Consider the following 15,749-nt stretch of genomic DNA (forward strand, 5'->3'; position numbering starts at 1 on the left):
TCTAGCAATACAAGTTAGCTTTATATTGTAGCAACACGTTCATGTGTCGACTGAAAGGCATGAGCAACACGCAAAACCATGTCATCTTCGCCATGTCTTCCAACGATCATCATCCCGACAGGCAGCCCTTCGGATTTTCCGCACGGGACGTTCATGGCTGGGTGTCCTGTAACATTGAATGGTGCAGTATTATAAATCATTTCTAAAGCTCTCGTTATAATTTCTTCCTTTGAAGCATCGGAAGAAGGAATTTTTGTCGCCTTCATCGGTGTTGTTGGCATAATCAGCACATCATATGTTTTTAGTGCATGATCATAGGCTTGTTTTAATGTTCGAGCCAGATTTTGTGCGATCGCGTAATATTTCCCGTTATATTGATCCTGCATATACTGTCCAAGCAAGATTGTCATTTTCACTGTATCGGAAAATTCATTGGCTCGTATTTTGCGTGCTTTCCCATAGGCATCAAGAAGTTTCGTACTATAATGTCCCTTCCAATTCGTTCCCATGCCATTGCCTTTGACCATTAAGGAAGTAAGCCCCTCTATGCCAATCCCGTTCCAGATGTGAATGCCATCCCGATGCATGGGAATCGATACTTCTTCCACTGTTGCTCCACTGTTTTCCAAAGAATACGCGGCTTCTCTTACTAAATGATCCACATCTTCCTCGGACAGCCCGTCCCAGCCAAAGCCTTCCGTTACGATTCCGATTTTCATATCCTTCGCATGACCAACAAGTGATTTTGTGTATGGTTTCACTTCTAAACCGGACTGCCTTGGATCTAATCCATCTTCCCCCGCGATCACTTCAAGCAATAAGGCAACATCCTCCACCGTTCTCGCAATAGGGCCAGTGTGATCGATCGTCTGTTCAATCGGAAAAATCCCGGTATAAGGAACAAGTCCGTATGTAGGCTTAAGACCATATACACCAGACCAGGAGCTCGGAATTCGAATAGATCCTCCTTGGTCACCGCCGATTGCCATGTCCACTTCACCAGCAGCGACCAATGCTGCACAGCCACTAGAAGAACCACCTGATGATCTGGTAGGGTCGTGTGGATTTAAAACGGGGCCTGTTGCAGAAGTGTGACTGCCTCCAGATAGGCACAAATCCTCGCAAACCGCTTTGCCTACAATTTCTCCGCCAGCATCCAGTATCCTAGTTACAATGGTAGCGTCTTCGTCAGGTACAAAACCTTCAAGGATAGCGGAACCATTCATCATAGGAACACCTGCTAGACTGATATTATCTTTTAGAACAATTGTTTTTCCCGTTAATTTTCCTGTGCTGTTTCCTTTGATGCTAGTTTTCCAATACCATGCATTGTACGGGTTTTCCTCAGCGCTTGGACGATACCCTGGAGTGCGTGGATATTTTACTGGGAGACTTGGTTCTACAAGCTGGTTTAAACGATGGTAGGATTCAAGTGTCCCTTCTATTAATTCTTGATATAAAGATAATTCATTCGTTGTGAGGTCAAGATCAAACTTCTCTGCAATTCTTTTTAATTGTTCAATCGTTGGTTTTTTAACAGCCATTCGTTTTCCTCCTAAATTAAAAGTAATTTGAGTGTTTACTTGTTATTTGCAACACGCTTAAAAGAGTACCTACTCTCGGTAGTTACATATTTTAAAAAAATTTTATATAAATATTAAAGTATATTTAAAAAATAAGAACAATTTTTATGTCAGTTTATCTAACATATTTTTTACACCAAAATCCTAAGATCATTTCTATAATATGTTATTAATTACCTTTGCCATTGATAATCGGAGTGGTGATAGGAAGAATGGTCTATTTAAGATGTGAATATACAAATAAGTTAAAATATTACTATAGAAAGAGTAGAAAGAAGTCAATCAACACGTCTACAAAAAGAAGAATTTGCACAGAATGGGAGGAAACTCAACGTGGTAAAAAAGAAACTTGTTAGGAGAAATTGTAAAAGTCAGTGCACAACATTCTAGTGTTACCGATACCAACTTTACAGATAGATAGATCAGAAATGTACGAGAAAATAGGCTTAAAATAAAAAGCAAGAATCATCCCCGAATGGATAAGAATGCAATCATACGAAAATGAGTATCCTCAAATCCTAAAAATTCAAAACTGTAGGTAATCTTAAAGCAAAACAGCTAATCGAATTGACTCACTAATTTTGTCTCTTAATTTAGAGATTAATCTTAAAATTTCTCATTTTTCTTGGCAAGAGACAAAATCCGCTTGCTTTACATGAACTTCTTAATGATTAAAGCTTCCGAACTTTTTTATAAATTCATGCTATAGAAAATCGAGATACTGAAAGAACGTCATTCGTTATAAAAACTGCATAACAAGTTCCGATATCCATTCTTTAAATTGTTTGTCCATCACTTATCGGTTGTCGTCAGAGAGTATCAGGAGGTTTACATCCCTCCCTACTTCTCCTCGACTTTTCCGTTTTGTTGATAGCAGTGAGTTGAACTATGGATTTCTAGAATCTCTATTCGTAATCAGCTATCCTTTCTCGACCCACCCGCTCGGCTATTTCCATTTTTTCAGTTATTATCAAATCATACAAAATGCAACTTCTAATTTTTTCCCTATAGTTTTTTGAGTTACTTGCTCTCCTCCTCCAACTTTTTTGAATGGATCATAGTTGTCTCTCCTAACTATCCTTCTTGATACCCTTTTATTCACCGCTTCAACTAATGTTATATCGTCTAGCCACCGCCGCTTTATTCCCAACTTCTAGTGCTTCTTTTGCTATTTGTATCTTAATCTTCTTGAAATGTTTTTCTTGATTCATGTATATATCAAAAAAGCCCCCTTTATTGGTCACTTCGATTATAAAAAATCGCCTTATCGAATGCCCAAATTCATTAGGGGGCTAATGTGGGAGCGCTTCTTCTATTGGTAGTGTTAGGTCACAATTTCGCTATACAAAATGAAGAGTGTTTTTCCATTTTATACAAATTTATCAAATAATATAATCAACAATAATGAATCTTATATATACATCAAGAATTGATATTAATTTTTACTGTGTGAAAATTGAGTTATTTAATACCCCAACTGTTTATCTACGATATTGATCAATGGCTTACCTTCTGAAAAAAGCTTAAGGTTCCGCATAAACAAGTCCATATATCGATCCATTGTTTTCGGCGAATAGTATGCATTATGAGGCGAAACAATCACATTTTCCAATTGCCAAAAAGGATGTTCTTTCGGAAGCGGTTCTACCTCAAAAACATCTAAAGCTGCTCCAGCAATCCTATTATTAATCAAGCATTCTATTAAATCTTCTTCCACCACCGTATTTCCGCGCCCAACATTAATCAAATAGCTTCCTTGTTTCATTTTTCTTAATCGTTCCCTATTGAAGAAATGAACAGTTTCCCTTGTTGAAGGAAGAGCCAACACCAAAAAATCTGAATGGGAAATCACGTCGTCAACTTGGTCCATCCCAACTACTATGTTCGCTGGCTCAAACTCGCGATTCTTTTTTCCTAGGTTACGCCGGCAACCAATTACTTGCATCCCTAGTGATCGACATCTTTTTGCAATTTCAAAACCAATTTCTCCATAACCAATAATCCCAACAGTAGCATTTTCCAAATCCATTACAGGAATTCTTTCCCATTTTCGTTCTTTTTGATTCCGAATCATTGTAGGAACTCCTCGTGCGAAAGAGGTGATCATAGCAATAGTATGCTCGGCAATTGGTACAGAAGTGCAACCTTTAGTATTCGTAATAATCACATCACTGTTAATAACATCATCATTTATCATTGCATCCGTCCCTACGCTTATAGACTGAACCCATTGCACATTTGGAGCATTTTTTAAAATATGAAGAGGATCATGTAATCCTAAAGTAAGAATTACATTGCATTCAGATAAATCAGAACTTGGAACAGGTTCTGGTTGACCGTATTTCCATGGTTCAACAATTACCATTGAACAAATCTCTTTCAATTTATCGATATATTCTTGAGGAATGTCAATCCTGATATAAACATTTGGCGATATTTTCTTAGTTTTGACAGATAAATTAGACATTTTTACACTCCTCCTCCTAATACATCGAATTTCTTTTTGTACTCAAAGTAGGAATCTGCTATCCAACTAATTCCTTTCCGAATCTGCTCCTCATTACAATATGTAAAGCAAAGGCGGAGATGGTTTGTCTCTACATTTCCAAAATAGAAATGTCTTCCATCAATATAACTGACACCTCTGTCAATCGATTGTTGTAAAAAACCGGTCGTATCTACATCGTTAGGAAATGTTAACCAAATGAAAAATCCTCCATCTGGGATGATAAAAGAAACATTATCACCAAAATAATCATTGATAGATTGGATCATTGCATCTCTCCTACAACGATAGCAATGGATTAATTGGTTAAGATGTCTATCAAAATCAATATTACTTAAAAATTGAGAAGTAATTTCCTGTACAAATACACTTGTGGCACCATCAGATTTTAACATTTTCATTTTTTCTAGTATTCGCTTATCAGTAATTGTCCATCCCATTCGTATTCCAGGTGCAACAATTTTAGAAAATGTACTTAGATAGATAACTCGTTCCGGGCCAAAGGAATAAATGGCTGGGAGATGTTTCCCTGAAAAGCTTAATTCGACATAAGCATCATCTTCCACCACGAAAAAGTTATATTCATAGGCAAGTTCAGCAAGTTTTTTTCTTCTTTCCACCGAAAGACTAACTCCACTAGGATTATGATAATTCGGCATAACATATAAAAATTTCGGTATGGGTTTATTATTCTTTCTAGCATCAATAAGCGCTTGCTCGACTAAATCAACCCTTAATCCATATTCATCAATCGGAAAAGAGGTTAATTGCACTTCTGCTAAAAGGAATAAACGTATTGCCCCGAAAAAAGAAGGTGATTCTATCCAAACGTGATCTCCTGGATCTGTCAGCGTCCTAGTGACTAAGTCAATTCCCTGCATTGATCCTGTAGTAATCATAATATTGCTATCTTCTACTTCAATGGAACGTAATAAAGCGCGTTGTTTAATCCATTGAATCACCTTTTGCTGACCAATTCCTCCCGTGTATTGTAAAGCTTCCTTTCCTTGTGTTTGTAGTGCAGTCACTGAAGCGCTGGACAATTGTTCAACAGGAAACAGCTCCGGAGCAGGAAATCCGAATGAAAGTGGGATTACATTTGATTGTTTGCCCGAAAAAGCTGCCCCGACTAAAGGCAAATGAGGAAAACGTTTAGAAAATGTAAACTCTTGAGCTATTTGCATATGGCCACACTCCCTAAATGAAAGTTTGATAAAGTAAGTTAACTTACATGCTTTTGAACAGGTTTGCTAGATTTTTTAGTCATGATGAATAATGAATGGAAGAGGCAGGGAAAATAAGTTTATCAAATAACGATTGAAGTTTCCCCGTTAGTACTCCCGGGGCTCCATTCCCTATTTTCACTCCATCAATCTCTATAACTGGACAAATCTCATGTATAGTACTTGTAATAAATATCTCATCCATTTCGAATAATTCTTCTTTGGTAATAGGAATTTCTTCGACTGCTACACCTATTTCATTCAATAATCGAAGAACTAACTGTCGAGTAATGCCATTTAGAATGTAATGGTTCGCTGGGTGTGTAAAACATTTCCCCTCGCGGATCGCAAATACATTCGAACTGCTCCCTTCCGTTACAATGCCATTACGGATAAGAATTGCTTCCTCTGCCTTCGCCTCAATCGCTTTTTGCTTAGCCAATACATTTCCTAAAAGATTTAAACTTTTAATATCCACTCTTAACCATCGAATGTCATCTGCCGTAACAGCCCGAACTCCATTCTTCATTTTCATAAGCGGGCGTGCCATTTCGCGTGCATATGCGATTAAATTCGGCTTACAATTTTCCGGGAATCCGTGCGCTCTTGGAGCTGTTCCGCGAGTTACCTGTATATATACATAGCCTACTGAAACACTACTTTTTTTGATGAGCTTTAAAAGGTTTTGGTATAACTCCTCGATTCTTACCGGCAAGCTAATCATGAGCTCTTTTGCACTATATTCCAGCCTCTTGGCATGTGCCTCCCATTCAAATAGCTGACGCTCGTAAATGCGCACCACTTCATATATGCCATCCCCAAATTGATAGCCTCGATCTTCTAGATCAATAGTAAGATCTTCTCGTGAAATAATGGAATCATTTAACAAAATATCCATCTTTCCCTCCTGAATTTTGATACTCAATATTATTTTGCTGACGTGCACCGAGGTAGAAGAAAAAAAGAAAAAGCGTAAAACAGATGCTTAACGAACTGATAAACGGTGCTGATGAACCAAATGTAAAAAGCCAGCCAGCCAACAATGGTCCAACACTACGGCCGAAGCTATCCATGGATTGTTGCAGCCCCATCACCATTCCTTTCCCCATCTTTTCTTGTCTTGATAAAATAGCTAACAGAGTAGGCCGCGCTAATGCCTGACCCGCTCCAATAAAAGCGCAGCCAATAAAGATCATCCAAAGTTGAAACGAAAAAGCAATAAACGAATACCCAAATGTTTCTAGTATTAACCCTATTTTCGCAATTCCTTCTTCCTTAAATTTCCTGTAAATAAACCCCATTATAAACATCTGAATAACAACAGCTGCCATAGATTGAGTACTAAAAGCAATACCTGTTTCACTTGCAGTGGAATTAAATCGATCAATCATAAAATAACCTAGCATCGAAAATACGCTTGAAGCAGCCACAGCTAAACCGAAGGTAATTATAAATAGCTCCCGATAACCTCGGTGGAACATGATTCTTAGAGAGCTTTTAAAGGACAAAACATTTTTCTCAGAATGTTTTTCTATTGGTTCTTTAAGAAAAATCCAAGCTAGTGGAATTGATGCAAAGCTTAATAAGCCGGCAATCATAAATGGTACCGAAACCCCTATTGGAGAAAAAATCCCTCCAACTACTGGACCACACAGGAATCCAAGAGCGTTTGCGGCAGCTAACTTTGCAAGTGCAGGTCCCCGCTTCTCCTTCCCACAATAATCAATTACCATCGCATAGGAAGCAGGTAACATCCCTGTTGAAAGAATAGCGCCAATAATTCGAATCAAGAGCAATTGACTATATGTGTGTGCAAAAAGCAACAAGGAAAAAGCTATGCCAAACCCAAATAACCCAAAAATTAAAATGGGCTTTCTACCTATTAGGTCAATGATCCTTCCCCAAAAAGGAACGACGATAAATTGTGCAAAAGCCCATCCAGTAATAAGACTACCCATTTGGAAAGAGCTAAGCCCTATGTCTTCTGCTAAATAGGGAAGGGCTGGTAATACGATTCCATATCCTGTCATCGATAAAAATACAATAAAAGCTAATAAATAAAAGGATTTTTTTGTCATTGCATTTATTCCTTCCAAAATAAAGGTGATATAATAACCAATAAATAGCTCGTCTTAATTCAAGTGACAAGCTAAATAGTGACCCCCCCCTATATCTTTCATTACCGGTTCTTCTTCTTCACATTTAGCTATTTTAAACGGACATCGGGTATGGAAGCGACATCCTCTTGGTGGATTAAGCGGACTTGGCAACTCCCCTTCCAAAACAATACGTTCTCGACGTTCTTCCTTATTAATAACCGGTCTAGCAGAAAGAAGGGCTTGAGTGTAAGGATGGGAAGGCCGCTCAAACAGCTCCGAAGTGTGGGCAATTTCTACTAATTTCCCTAAATACATCACACCGACCCGATCTGAAATATGTTTAACCACACTTAAATCATGTGAAATAAACAAATAGGTTAAGGAATATTTTTGCTGTAGATCTTTCAGCAAATTAATTACCTGTGCTTGAACAGAGACATCCAGTGCAGAAACTGGTTCGTCACAAATTACTAGTTTTGGATTTAAGGCTAATGCTTTTGCAATACCAATGCGCTGTCGCTGCCCACCTGAAAATTCATGTGGATATCGATCTTTCATTTTTGGAGAAAGGCCTACTGTTTCCATTAATTCTTCTACTTTTTTCTTTCGTTCTGACAATTTGCCTATACGATGAATCGTCAATGGTTCCATAATAATTTCTTCGACTGTCATTCGCGGATGCAATGATGCATATGGGTCTTGAAACACAATTTGCATCTCACGCCGAGCCATTTTTAATTCTTCTTCTGAATACTTTAGGATATTCTTTCCTTCAAAATATACTTCTCCATTTGTCGGCTCAATGAGTCTTAATATCGAACGACCGGTTGTGCTTTTTCCACATCCTGATTCTCCTACAAGCGCTAATGTTTCTCCTCGATAAATAGTGAAATTCACATCATCAACTGCTTTGATAATTCCATTTTTTTCTCCTTTTAATTTTTGAAAAAAGTTTTTCTTAATAGGGTAATATTTCCTTAATCTTTTAATTTCCATTAATGATTCTTTTTTTTGTAGGCTTTGCATTTTACAAGACCTCCTCTGAGCTTTCTTTATATTTCCAGCAACTCACCTTCCTGGCACCTTCTACATGTACAAATGGTGGTTCTTGGGTATAGCAACGACCTTCCGCAAGGGGACAACGATCTTGAAAAACACAACCTTCCTTAATATCCCCTGGTAAAGGAACACGACCGGGAATGGAATAAATTCGATCCACTTTTTTTTCCAAAGAAGTAACAGATTTCAGCAATCCCTTTGTATACGGATGAATTGGATTATTAAATAACTCATCTTTGCTTGCCTCTTCCACCACCTTTCCTGCATACATAACAATCACCCTTTGGCAATGGTTTGCTACCACTCCTAAATCATGAGTTATAAGGATAAGAGACATATTTAGTTTCTCTCTTAAACTTGAAAGAAGCTCAAGAATCTGGGCTTGAATCGTCACATCCAATGCCGTCGTAGGTTCATCAGCGATTAATAATTGAGGTTGACAACTTATTGCCATTGCAATCATTACTCTTTGTCTCATCCCTCCAGACATTTCATGCGGATAGTTTCTCATCCTTTGCTCAGGAGAAGGAATTCCAACCATCTGCAATAGTTCAACAGCTAGTTTTTCCGCTTCTTTCTTACGGACTGATTGGTGAGCGCGAATTTGTTCTGTTATTTGACGACCAATCGTTAACAAAGGATTTAATGCGGTCATTGGTTCTTGAAAAATCATCGAAATTTTGTTTCCTCTCAGTTGTCTCCAATCCTTTTTCTTTAGTTGTAACAAATTCTTGCCTTCCCATAAAATCTCGCCCCCAAAAGCAACTAATCCCTTGTTTTTCAAAAGCCCCATAATGGCCATGGAAGTCATGCTCTTTCCGCATCCAGATTCCCCTACAATCCCGAGGCTTTCTCCCTTTCTTACGGAAAAGTTAACGCCTCTTAATACCTCTGTAATTCCTTCATTATTGTAATAACCTACACGTAAATCCCTCACATCAAGTAAAGCGGACATTAATTCCTTCCTCCTTTCCAACATTATTTATTCGATTTCATTTTTGGATCAAAATAATCACGAAGAGCATCTCCTAACAAATTGATGCCCAGTATTGTGATGAACATTACTGCTCCAGGAATAAAAAGAAACCATGGTGCATTAAACATGTAATCTTTCCCTTGATCTATCATTGAACCCCAACTAGGATCGGGTGGTTGAACTCCAAGTCCTAGAAAGCTTAAGCTTGATTCAGCTAAAATTGTCGAGGCCATCCCTAATGTAGCGATTACAGTGATATTCCCATAACAGTTAGGCAGAATATAGCGAAACAAAATGCGGAATGTGCTTGCTCCTAGTGCATACCCCCCTTCAACAAACTCCCTTTCTTTTAGTGATAGGGTTTGAGCGCGAACTAGCCTGCAGATTTCCGGCCAGCTAACGAGTGCTAAAGCCAAAATTAGATTGGCAATTCCAGGACCTAATGCTGCCATGATTGCAATTGCAAATAAAAGTCCCGGAAAACTGAACATAATATTGGTAATAGCCATAATAATCTTATCAACAACTCCACTAAAGTAGCCTGCTAAAAGTCCTAAAAGACTTCCTAGAACCACCGCAATTAATTGAACGACAATTGCAATAATCAAAGACTTCTGTCCCCCATATAAAACGCGAGTAAAAATATCCCTGCCTAGATGATCCGTTCCAAACCAATGGGCTGCAGAAGGTGGCTGTAATACTTGAGTCAAATCATTGACATTTGGATTATATGGAGCAAAGAGTGGAACAGCGATTGTCCCTAACACCACTGTTCCCATAGCTCCAATTCCAATCATGGAAAGGGAAAAACGCACTTTCCTTTTCTTTTCGTTTTTTTTCGGCTGTACAACTTCCCGCTTCAATACGGGTGAATTTACCGAATTCATACGATCATCCCCTTTTTATTCGTCGAAATCACGGTACTTTATAAAAAACTTGTATCCCTGTTGTTTTAAGTTAATAGCGAGATTACTACGCACACCAAATACCTAAGGAAAGGAAGTAGCAAGTTTGTTGCATTAACCTAATTTACAGACATAGCACCCCAAAAAGTTGTATTTCCTACAACTGCTCCCACAGGAGTTTTTCATAGAATTTTTCATGACATTTCCTTTCTCTTGTTAAACATCCAGCCGTATTCTCGGATCAATCCATCGGCAAAAAATATCAGTAATTAAGTTAATGATTAAAAACACGCTTGTAATAAAAACAACACATCCCTGTACTGTAGGAAGATCTCTTTGTAAAATACCGTCAACAAGTAACCGCCCGATTCCTGGAAGAGCAAAAATTGTTTCCGTTATAACAGCTCCGGAAAGCAGAAAGCCCATCTGAACACCAATAATCGTCATAATTGGAGGAAGTGCATTTTTTAAAGCATGTAGCAAAACAACACGCCAAGAAGAGATCCCTTTTGCATATGCTGTTGTCATAAAATCCATTTTCAAGATATCAATCATGGAAGACCGTGTAATTCTAGCAATTACTCCGCATACGCCCAATCCAAGAGTTATCGAAGGCAAGATTAAAAATTTCAATTCTCCTGAAGCATAGCCAGAAGCAGGTAATAGTTGAAACTTCACAGCAAATATATACATCAAAATCAAACCAATAAGGAAAGAAGGTAAGGATACACCAGCAATGGAAAATGAGCTTACTAAAGAGTCAAGCCAAGATCCTCGTTTTAAAGCACCAATGATACCTATCGTTATCCCAAAAACGATGGCCACAATTAATCCAAGGAATGTAATTTGTGCCGTTACAGGAATTCTTTCTAATAAAAGATCTGTAACAGGACTTCTTGTTTGATAAGACGTACCTAAATCACCTTGTACAAACCCTTGAATAAAATGTAAATATTGTAAAGGAAGAGGATCATTAAGACCCCATTCCTCACGAATCTGTTCGATTACTTTTTTATCCATCGAACCGCCGCGGGCATCCATTAATTGCGTTACCGGATCCCCAGGGATAACGTTCATCAAAATAAACGTAATCAAAGTTATGGCAATCCATATCGGAATTGCACCGAGCAAACGTTGGACAGCGTAGCCAACCATCTAGCTCCCTCCTTGGTTATTTCATTTTTTCGTCAATCCACACTTTTGTCAAATCTTGGTAATCAATGTCAGTTGGCACTGGCTGTAAACCCTTAACCCACGGTTGATGTACAATAACTGCTTTATTGTAGTTAAAGAACCACCAAGGTGCATCCTTCATAATTAAATCCTCCGCTTGCTGCACCAAGCTAATCATTTTGTCTTCATCTGTCGTTTGCGCCGCCTCGTCAAGCAAGGCATCTACTTTTTCATTTTTGTAATATCCAGTGTTCCCCGAAGCTCCAAAGTATTTACTATGAAAATAACGTGTGAGATATTCAACAGGATGGGTTTGCCCGCCGTTTGAATACATAGCCGCATCAAAATCTCCAGCGTTAACGCGATCCAAGAGTGATGCAAAATCAACTTGTTCTATTTTCACTTTAATTCCAACTTTCTCCAAGTATCCACTTAATGCTTCAACTGCTGGTAAACCAAAGGCAGGATGATCAGTCGTTAAGATTTTTAAGGTAAAACCATCCTCATACCCAGCTTCCTTCAGTAATTCTTTTGCTTTTTTTGGGTTGTATTTGTACGTAGTAACATTCTTGTTGTATCCCTTAATCGTAGGCGGTAAGATTCCTACCGCAGGATAAGCTTTTCCTTGAAGAACCGTTTTAATAATAGAATCTCTGTCAATAGCATAGTTGATAGCTTGTCGTACACGAACATCTTGCCAAGGGCCTTTTTTCTTCAAATTAAACTTCAGGTTTCTTGTAAATAATTCAGGCACTTCAATTATTTGATTTTTAAAAGTAGGATCATTTTTATATTTAGGGTATTGAGCATCACCTAACACCATCATATCTAACTGTTTGGAAGCAAATGCATTGTCACGAGTGGATTGATCCGTCATAATCTTATAAACTACTTCATCCAAATAAGGTCTTCCCCCATAATACTCTTTATTTCCTTCAAGAACGATTTCACTATCCCTTATCCAGCTCTTAAATTTAAATGGACCTGCTCCAACCGGCTCTTGTCCAAACTTTTCTCCCTTTTCCTCCACTACCTCTTTTGGAACAGCAGCTGCATAAGGAAGAGACATAATGGTTAAAAATGTATTATCTGGTTTAGTAAGAGTAATTTCTAGATTGTATGGATCAATTACTTTGATGCCACTAACTTCTTTGCTTTTCCCATCAATAAACTCTTGGGCTCCTTTAATAATTGTTAAACTTCCAGCATTTGGAGAAGCAGTTTTCGGATTCAAAACTCTTTCTAAAGAATATTTAAAATCTTCCGCAGTCACTTCCCGTCCGTTATGGAATAACACACCTTTTCTTAGCTTAAATGTATAAACCAATCCATCATCGCTGATTTTCCAACTCTCAGCATTTGCAGGATTAAACACTCCTTTTACTGCATCAAAGCGAATAAGAGGTTCAAAAATATTCCATGTAATCATAGAAGTAGGGGTTCCATGTGCACGTATCGCAGGATCCAAGTTCTGCGGGTCACCATAAATAGCTGCTCTAACTAACTTTCCTCCATATGTTGGCTCAGTATTACTTTCAGAGGAATCCGAACCACCTGATGTCGAATTGCCAGAGCTGCTGTTGCTACATGCACTTAAAATCATCATAATTGTCATAACCACTAAGAAGATTCGATAGATTTTTCCTTTCATCATCGTCCCTCCATCACTTTTAAAAATTAAATTGAATGAATAGTAGTTAATTTTTAACCGCTACATAAAATATCAGAAAATTATGTATTGGCCAAAAATTATTTCTGTTATTTTTTATAATATAAAAATTTAATAAAAAATCACTATTTATGTAATAAAATATGACATAATTATTTAATTAATGTTATATAATATAACATAATTCTTTAGAGAGAACATTAACCTTTCACAGGAATAATATGGATAAAAGAAGACAATCTTAAGCACTTGAAGGATATTTTGAGGTTGTGAGTTTTGGAGCGGATGAACTATATACAGCTTTTCTTTCTTTATAATGAGAGAAAAAACATTCGATACACGCATGATCGATCGTCGCAATTTCCTCTTCGGGAATGGCTTCCTTAAATCTGGAGTTCTTAGAGCTGATTTTTGTACGATTCCGTATTGGAATCCTCGATCCGAATGCAGAGGAACATTTTCTCCAAATGGCTTCCCCTCTAGTTGTTTTAAGCGTATTCAATATTATTCAAGATCGTTTCTTCCTAATAATTCCTATGCAAACAATTGTTATATCAATCTAAAACCGCAGACAAGTAAGCAAAAGTATCTTCTGCACACACATATGTAGTATCTGTTGCAAATTTTTGAATGAAGCGGATGGTCGATGCCAAATTCTCCGTTTAAGGGCATTCGGAAATACGGATCCTCTTCGTCCGTAGAAAGGACGTTTTTTTACGAATCACCGATGGAATTCCCCATTCCCTTATGAAGCGACGTACATACACATTGACGATTGAGCGATTGACCATGATTCTTTTCCTTGTCATTCATACGTTTATATCCGAAATACAGATGAATCTTTGGCTACGTTGCACTTTCTTGATCCATTGGGCCATCTGGACATTGCTCGGCTTCCTGTTTCATCTCTTCGGAATAGATGTGAACAGTTTGTCCTTTTTTTCCAAAAAAAATCCCTCCTGTATAACAGTGTGTCCTTTTTTCACACTGTCAACGCAAGAGGGATAATATCAGACAGATCAATTGGCTTTCTTTTTTCTGTCTACTATAAGGGGACCCTATCACATTTGCGGCACCTTTTATTCATTATTCAACACCGTTTGCACAAGCTGTTTTGTTGCTAGAAGCGGCGAAGGGGCAGAAGCAATCGCGCTGATGACGGAAACGCCGTCCGCTCCTGCGTTCATTACTTCGCTGGCATTTTCCGCGGTAATGCCGCCAATGCCCACTATCGGAATATCGATTCCGTTGTCGCGGAGAAGGCGAATCATTCCAGGACCTTGCGCTTGTTTCGCATCTGCTTTCGATTTCGTCGGATAAATCGGCCCGACCCCGATATAATCAGCGCCAGCAGCGGCCGCCGCTTGCGCTTCTGCCAAATTATGCGCCGACACTCCGAGAATTTTGTCGCCGATTTTTTCACGGACAACACGCGCATCTTCATCATCCTGCCCGATGTGCACCCCATCGGCATCAATCGCAAGCGCTAGTTCGACATCGTCATTGACGATAAACGGGATGCCGCGTTTTTGGCAAATAGCCTGCAGCTGTTTGGCAAACTCGTATTTTTGTTCGCCGACAAGCGCGCCGCTTCCTTTTTCGCGAAATTGGAACAGCGTGATTCCGCCATCGATCGCTTCTGTTAATACTTCGAATGGCGATTTTTTACAGTTAACACTTCCCATAATAAAATACACTTTCAATCGTTGTTTCATCTCTTCCCTTGCGATCCGCGCCAATTTTCCTCACCTACCGCGTTTGCTTGTCCCGGTACGCCCAATGGTTTGTCGGGCCGTGGCCATGGCCGATGCCTAATTCATGCTCAATGGCGGCTTGAATAAATGATTTCGCCGTCTGCACCGCTTCTTGAACCGTTTTTCCTTTGGCGAGCTCCGCCGCAATCGCCGCAGAAAACGTGCAGCCCGTTCCATGCGTATGCTTCGTTTTTATGCGCTTGCTTGTGAAATAGAAAAATTCGCTGCCATCATATAATATATCAACCGTTTCTTCCCCGTCATCGTCGTGACCGCCTTTGATCACGACATGCTTAACTCCCAGTTCATGCAGGCGTTTCGCCGCTTCTTTGCGGTCCTCGATCGATTGAATCTTCAGGCCGGTTAACGCTTCCGCCTCTGGGATATTCGGGGTCGCCACCATCGCGAGCGGAAGCAAATATGTTTTCAATGCGCTTACCGCCTCTTCTTGCAACAGCGGGGCACCGCCTTTAGCAATCATGACCGGGTCGACGACGAGACGGTCCCATCCGAATTGTCTCACTTTCGCTGCCACTGCTTCAATAATTTCTGCACTAAACAGCATCCCCGTTTTTACCGCATCCGCTCCTAAATCGGTTCCCACGGATTCCATTTGTTGCGCGACCGCATCCGGCGGCAATGGGTACACACCTTGCACGCCGAGTGTATTTTGCGCCGTCACCGCTGTTAATGCAGACATCCCAAATACCCGCAATTCTTGAAACGTCTTTAAATCCGCTTGAATCCCGGCGCCGCCGCCGCTGTCCGAACCGGCAACCGTTAACGCTTTATATACCATGAT

General features: G+C 39.2%; 12 protein-coding genes and 1 pseudogene. All 13 read right to left on the reverse strand.

Annotated features, from left to right (window positions below):
• Positions 1–20: 20 nt before the first annotated feature.
• The 13 genes and pseudogenes from AOT13_RS14360 to thiD all read right to left on the reverse strand — a co-directional run bounded on the left by AOT13_RS14360 (position 21) and on the right by thiD (position 15,746).
• Positions 21–1,544: an amidase gene (locus AOT13_RS14360; RefSeq protein WP_042383780.1), complete on the reverse strand. Its 1,524-nt coding sequence runs from the start codon at positions 1,542–1,544 to the stop codon at positions 21–23.
• 1,504 nt (positions 1,545–3,048) lie between these two features.
• A complete protein-coding gene (locus tag AOT13_RS14365; protein WP_042383782.1) occupies positions 3,049–4,050 on the reverse strand; it encodes a D-2-hydroxyacid dehydrogenase in 1,002 nt (333 codons plus the stop codon).
• A gap of 2 nt (positions 4,051–4,052) precedes the next feature.
• On the reverse strand, positions 4,053–5,273 hold the full coding sequence (locus AOT13_RS14370) for an aminotransferase-like domain-containing protein (RefSeq protein WP_042383784.1): 1,221 nt from the start codon (positions 5,271–5,273) through the stop codon (positions 4,053–4,055).
• Positions 5,274–5,352: 79 nt separating this feature from the next.
• Complete coding sequence (gene dat, locus AOT13_RS14375; RefSeq protein ID WP_042383786.1) at positions 5,353–6,210, reverse strand: D-amino-acid transaminase; 858 nt, start codon at positions 6,208–6,210, stop codon at positions 5,353–5,355.
• A complete protein-coding gene (locus AOT13_RS14380) occupies positions 6,191–7,390 on the reverse strand; it encodes an MFS transporter (RefSeq protein WP_045844662.1) in 1,200 nt (399 codons plus the stop codon). Before AOT13_RS14380 ends, dat begins: the two co-directional genes overlap by 20 nt.
• A 54-nt stretch (positions 7,391–7,444) precedes the next feature.
• On the reverse strand, positions 7,445–8,437 hold the full coding sequence (locus AOT13_RS14385; RefSeq protein ID WP_042383787.1) for an ABC transporter ATP-binding protein: 993 nt from the start codon (positions 8,435–8,437) through the stop codon (positions 7,445–7,447).
• 1 nt (position 8,438) lies between these two features.
• Positions 8,439–9,425: an ABC transporter ATP-binding protein gene (locus AOT13_RS14390; protein WP_042383789.1), complete on the reverse strand. Its 987-nt coding sequence runs from the start codon at positions 9,423–9,425 to the stop codon at positions 8,439–8,441.
• A gap of 23 nt (positions 9,426–9,448) precedes the next feature.
• A complete protein-coding gene (locus AOT13_RS14395) occupies positions 9,449–10,333 on the reverse strand; it encodes an ABC transporter permease (RefSeq protein WP_052518164.1) in 885 nt (294 codons plus the stop codon).
• A gap of 234 nt (positions 10,334–10,567) precedes the next feature.
• Positions 10,568–11,506, reverse strand: a complete 939-nt coding sequence (locus tag AOT13_RS14400) for an ABC transporter permease (protein ID WP_042383791.1) — start codon at positions 11,504–11,506, stop codon at positions 10,568–10,570.
• Between the two features lie 16 nt (positions 11,507–11,522).
• Complete coding sequence (locus AOT13_RS14405) at positions 11,523–13,175, reverse strand: ABC transporter substrate-binding protein (RefSeq protein ID WP_052518166.1); 1,653 nt, start codon at positions 13,173–13,175, stop codon at positions 11,523–11,525.
• 267 nt (positions 13,176–13,442) lie between these two features.
• Positions 13,443–14,036, reverse strand: a pseudogene (locus AOT13_RS21115) (hypothetical protein); the annotation flags it as partial.
• Between the two features lie 236 nt (positions 14,037–14,272).
• Positions 14,273–14,932, reverse strand: a complete 660-nt coding sequence (gene thiE, locus AOT13_RS14410) for a thiamine phosphate synthase (RefSeq protein ID WP_042383792.1) — start codon at positions 14,930–14,932, stop codon at positions 14,273–14,275.
• A 10-nt stretch (positions 14,933–14,942) separates the two neighbouring features.
• Positions 14,943–15,746 carry a bifunctional hydroxymethylpyrimidine kinase/phosphomethylpyrimidine kinase gene (gene thiD, locus AOT13_RS14415; protein WP_013400643.1) on the reverse strand — a complete coding sequence of 268 codons (804 nt, stop codon included), beginning with the start codon at positions 15,744–15,746 and terminating at the stop codon, positions 14,943–14,945.
• Positions 15,747–15,749 lie beyond the last annotated feature (3 nt).

This window comes from Parageobacillus thermoglucosidasius, assembly GCF_001295365.1.
In the GTDB taxonomy this organism is placed as follows: domain Bacteria; phylum Bacillota; class Bacilli; order Bacillales; family Anoxybacillaceae; genus Parageobacillus; species Parageobacillus thermoglucosidasius.

Bases quoted from the DNA above. Each gene is read 5' to 3' on its own strand.
- AOT13_RS14360 (WP_042383780.1), bottom strand. From the start codon at position 1,544: ATGGCTGTTAAAAAACCAACGATTGAACAATTAAAAAGAATTGCAGAG.
- AOT13_RS14365 (WP_042383782.1), bottom strand. From the start codon at position 4,050: ATGTCTAATTTATCTGTCAAAACTAAGAAAATATCGCCAAATGTTTAT.
- AOT13_RS14370 (WP_042383784.1), bottom strand. From the start codon at position 5,273: ATGCAAATAGCTCAAGAGTTTACATTTTCTAAACGTTTTCCTCATTTG.
- dat (WP_042383786.1), bottom strand. From the start codon at position 6,210: ATGGATATTTTGTTAAATGATTCCATTATTTCACGAGAAGATCTTACT.
- AOT13_RS14380 (WP_045844662.1), bottom strand. From the start codon at position 7,390: ATGACAAAAAAATCCTTTTATTTATTAGCTTTTATTGTATTTTTATCG.
- AOT13_RS14385 (WP_042383787.1), bottom strand. From the start codon at position 8,437: ATGCAAAGCCTACAAAAAAAAGAATCATTAATGGAAATTAAAAGATTA.
- AOT13_RS14390 (WP_042383789.1), bottom strand. From the start codon at position 9,425: ATGTCCGCTTTACTTGATGTGAGGGATTTACGTGTAGGTTATTACAAT.
- AOT13_RS14395 (WP_052518164.1), bottom strand. From the start codon at position 10,333: ATGAATTCGGTAAATTCACCCGTATTGAAGCGGGAAGTTGTACAGCCG.
- AOT13_RS14400 (WP_042383791.1), bottom strand. From the start codon at position 11,506: ATGGTTGGCTACGCTGTCCAACGTTTGCTCGGTGCAATTCCGATATGG.
- AOT13_RS14405 (WP_052518166.1), bottom strand. From the start codon at position 13,175: ATGAAAGGAAAAATCTATCGAATCTTCTTAGTGGTTATGACAATTATG.
- thiD (WP_013400643.1), bottom strand. From the start codon at position 15,746: ATGGTATATAAAGCGTTAACGGTTGCCGGTTCGGACAGCGGCGGCGGC.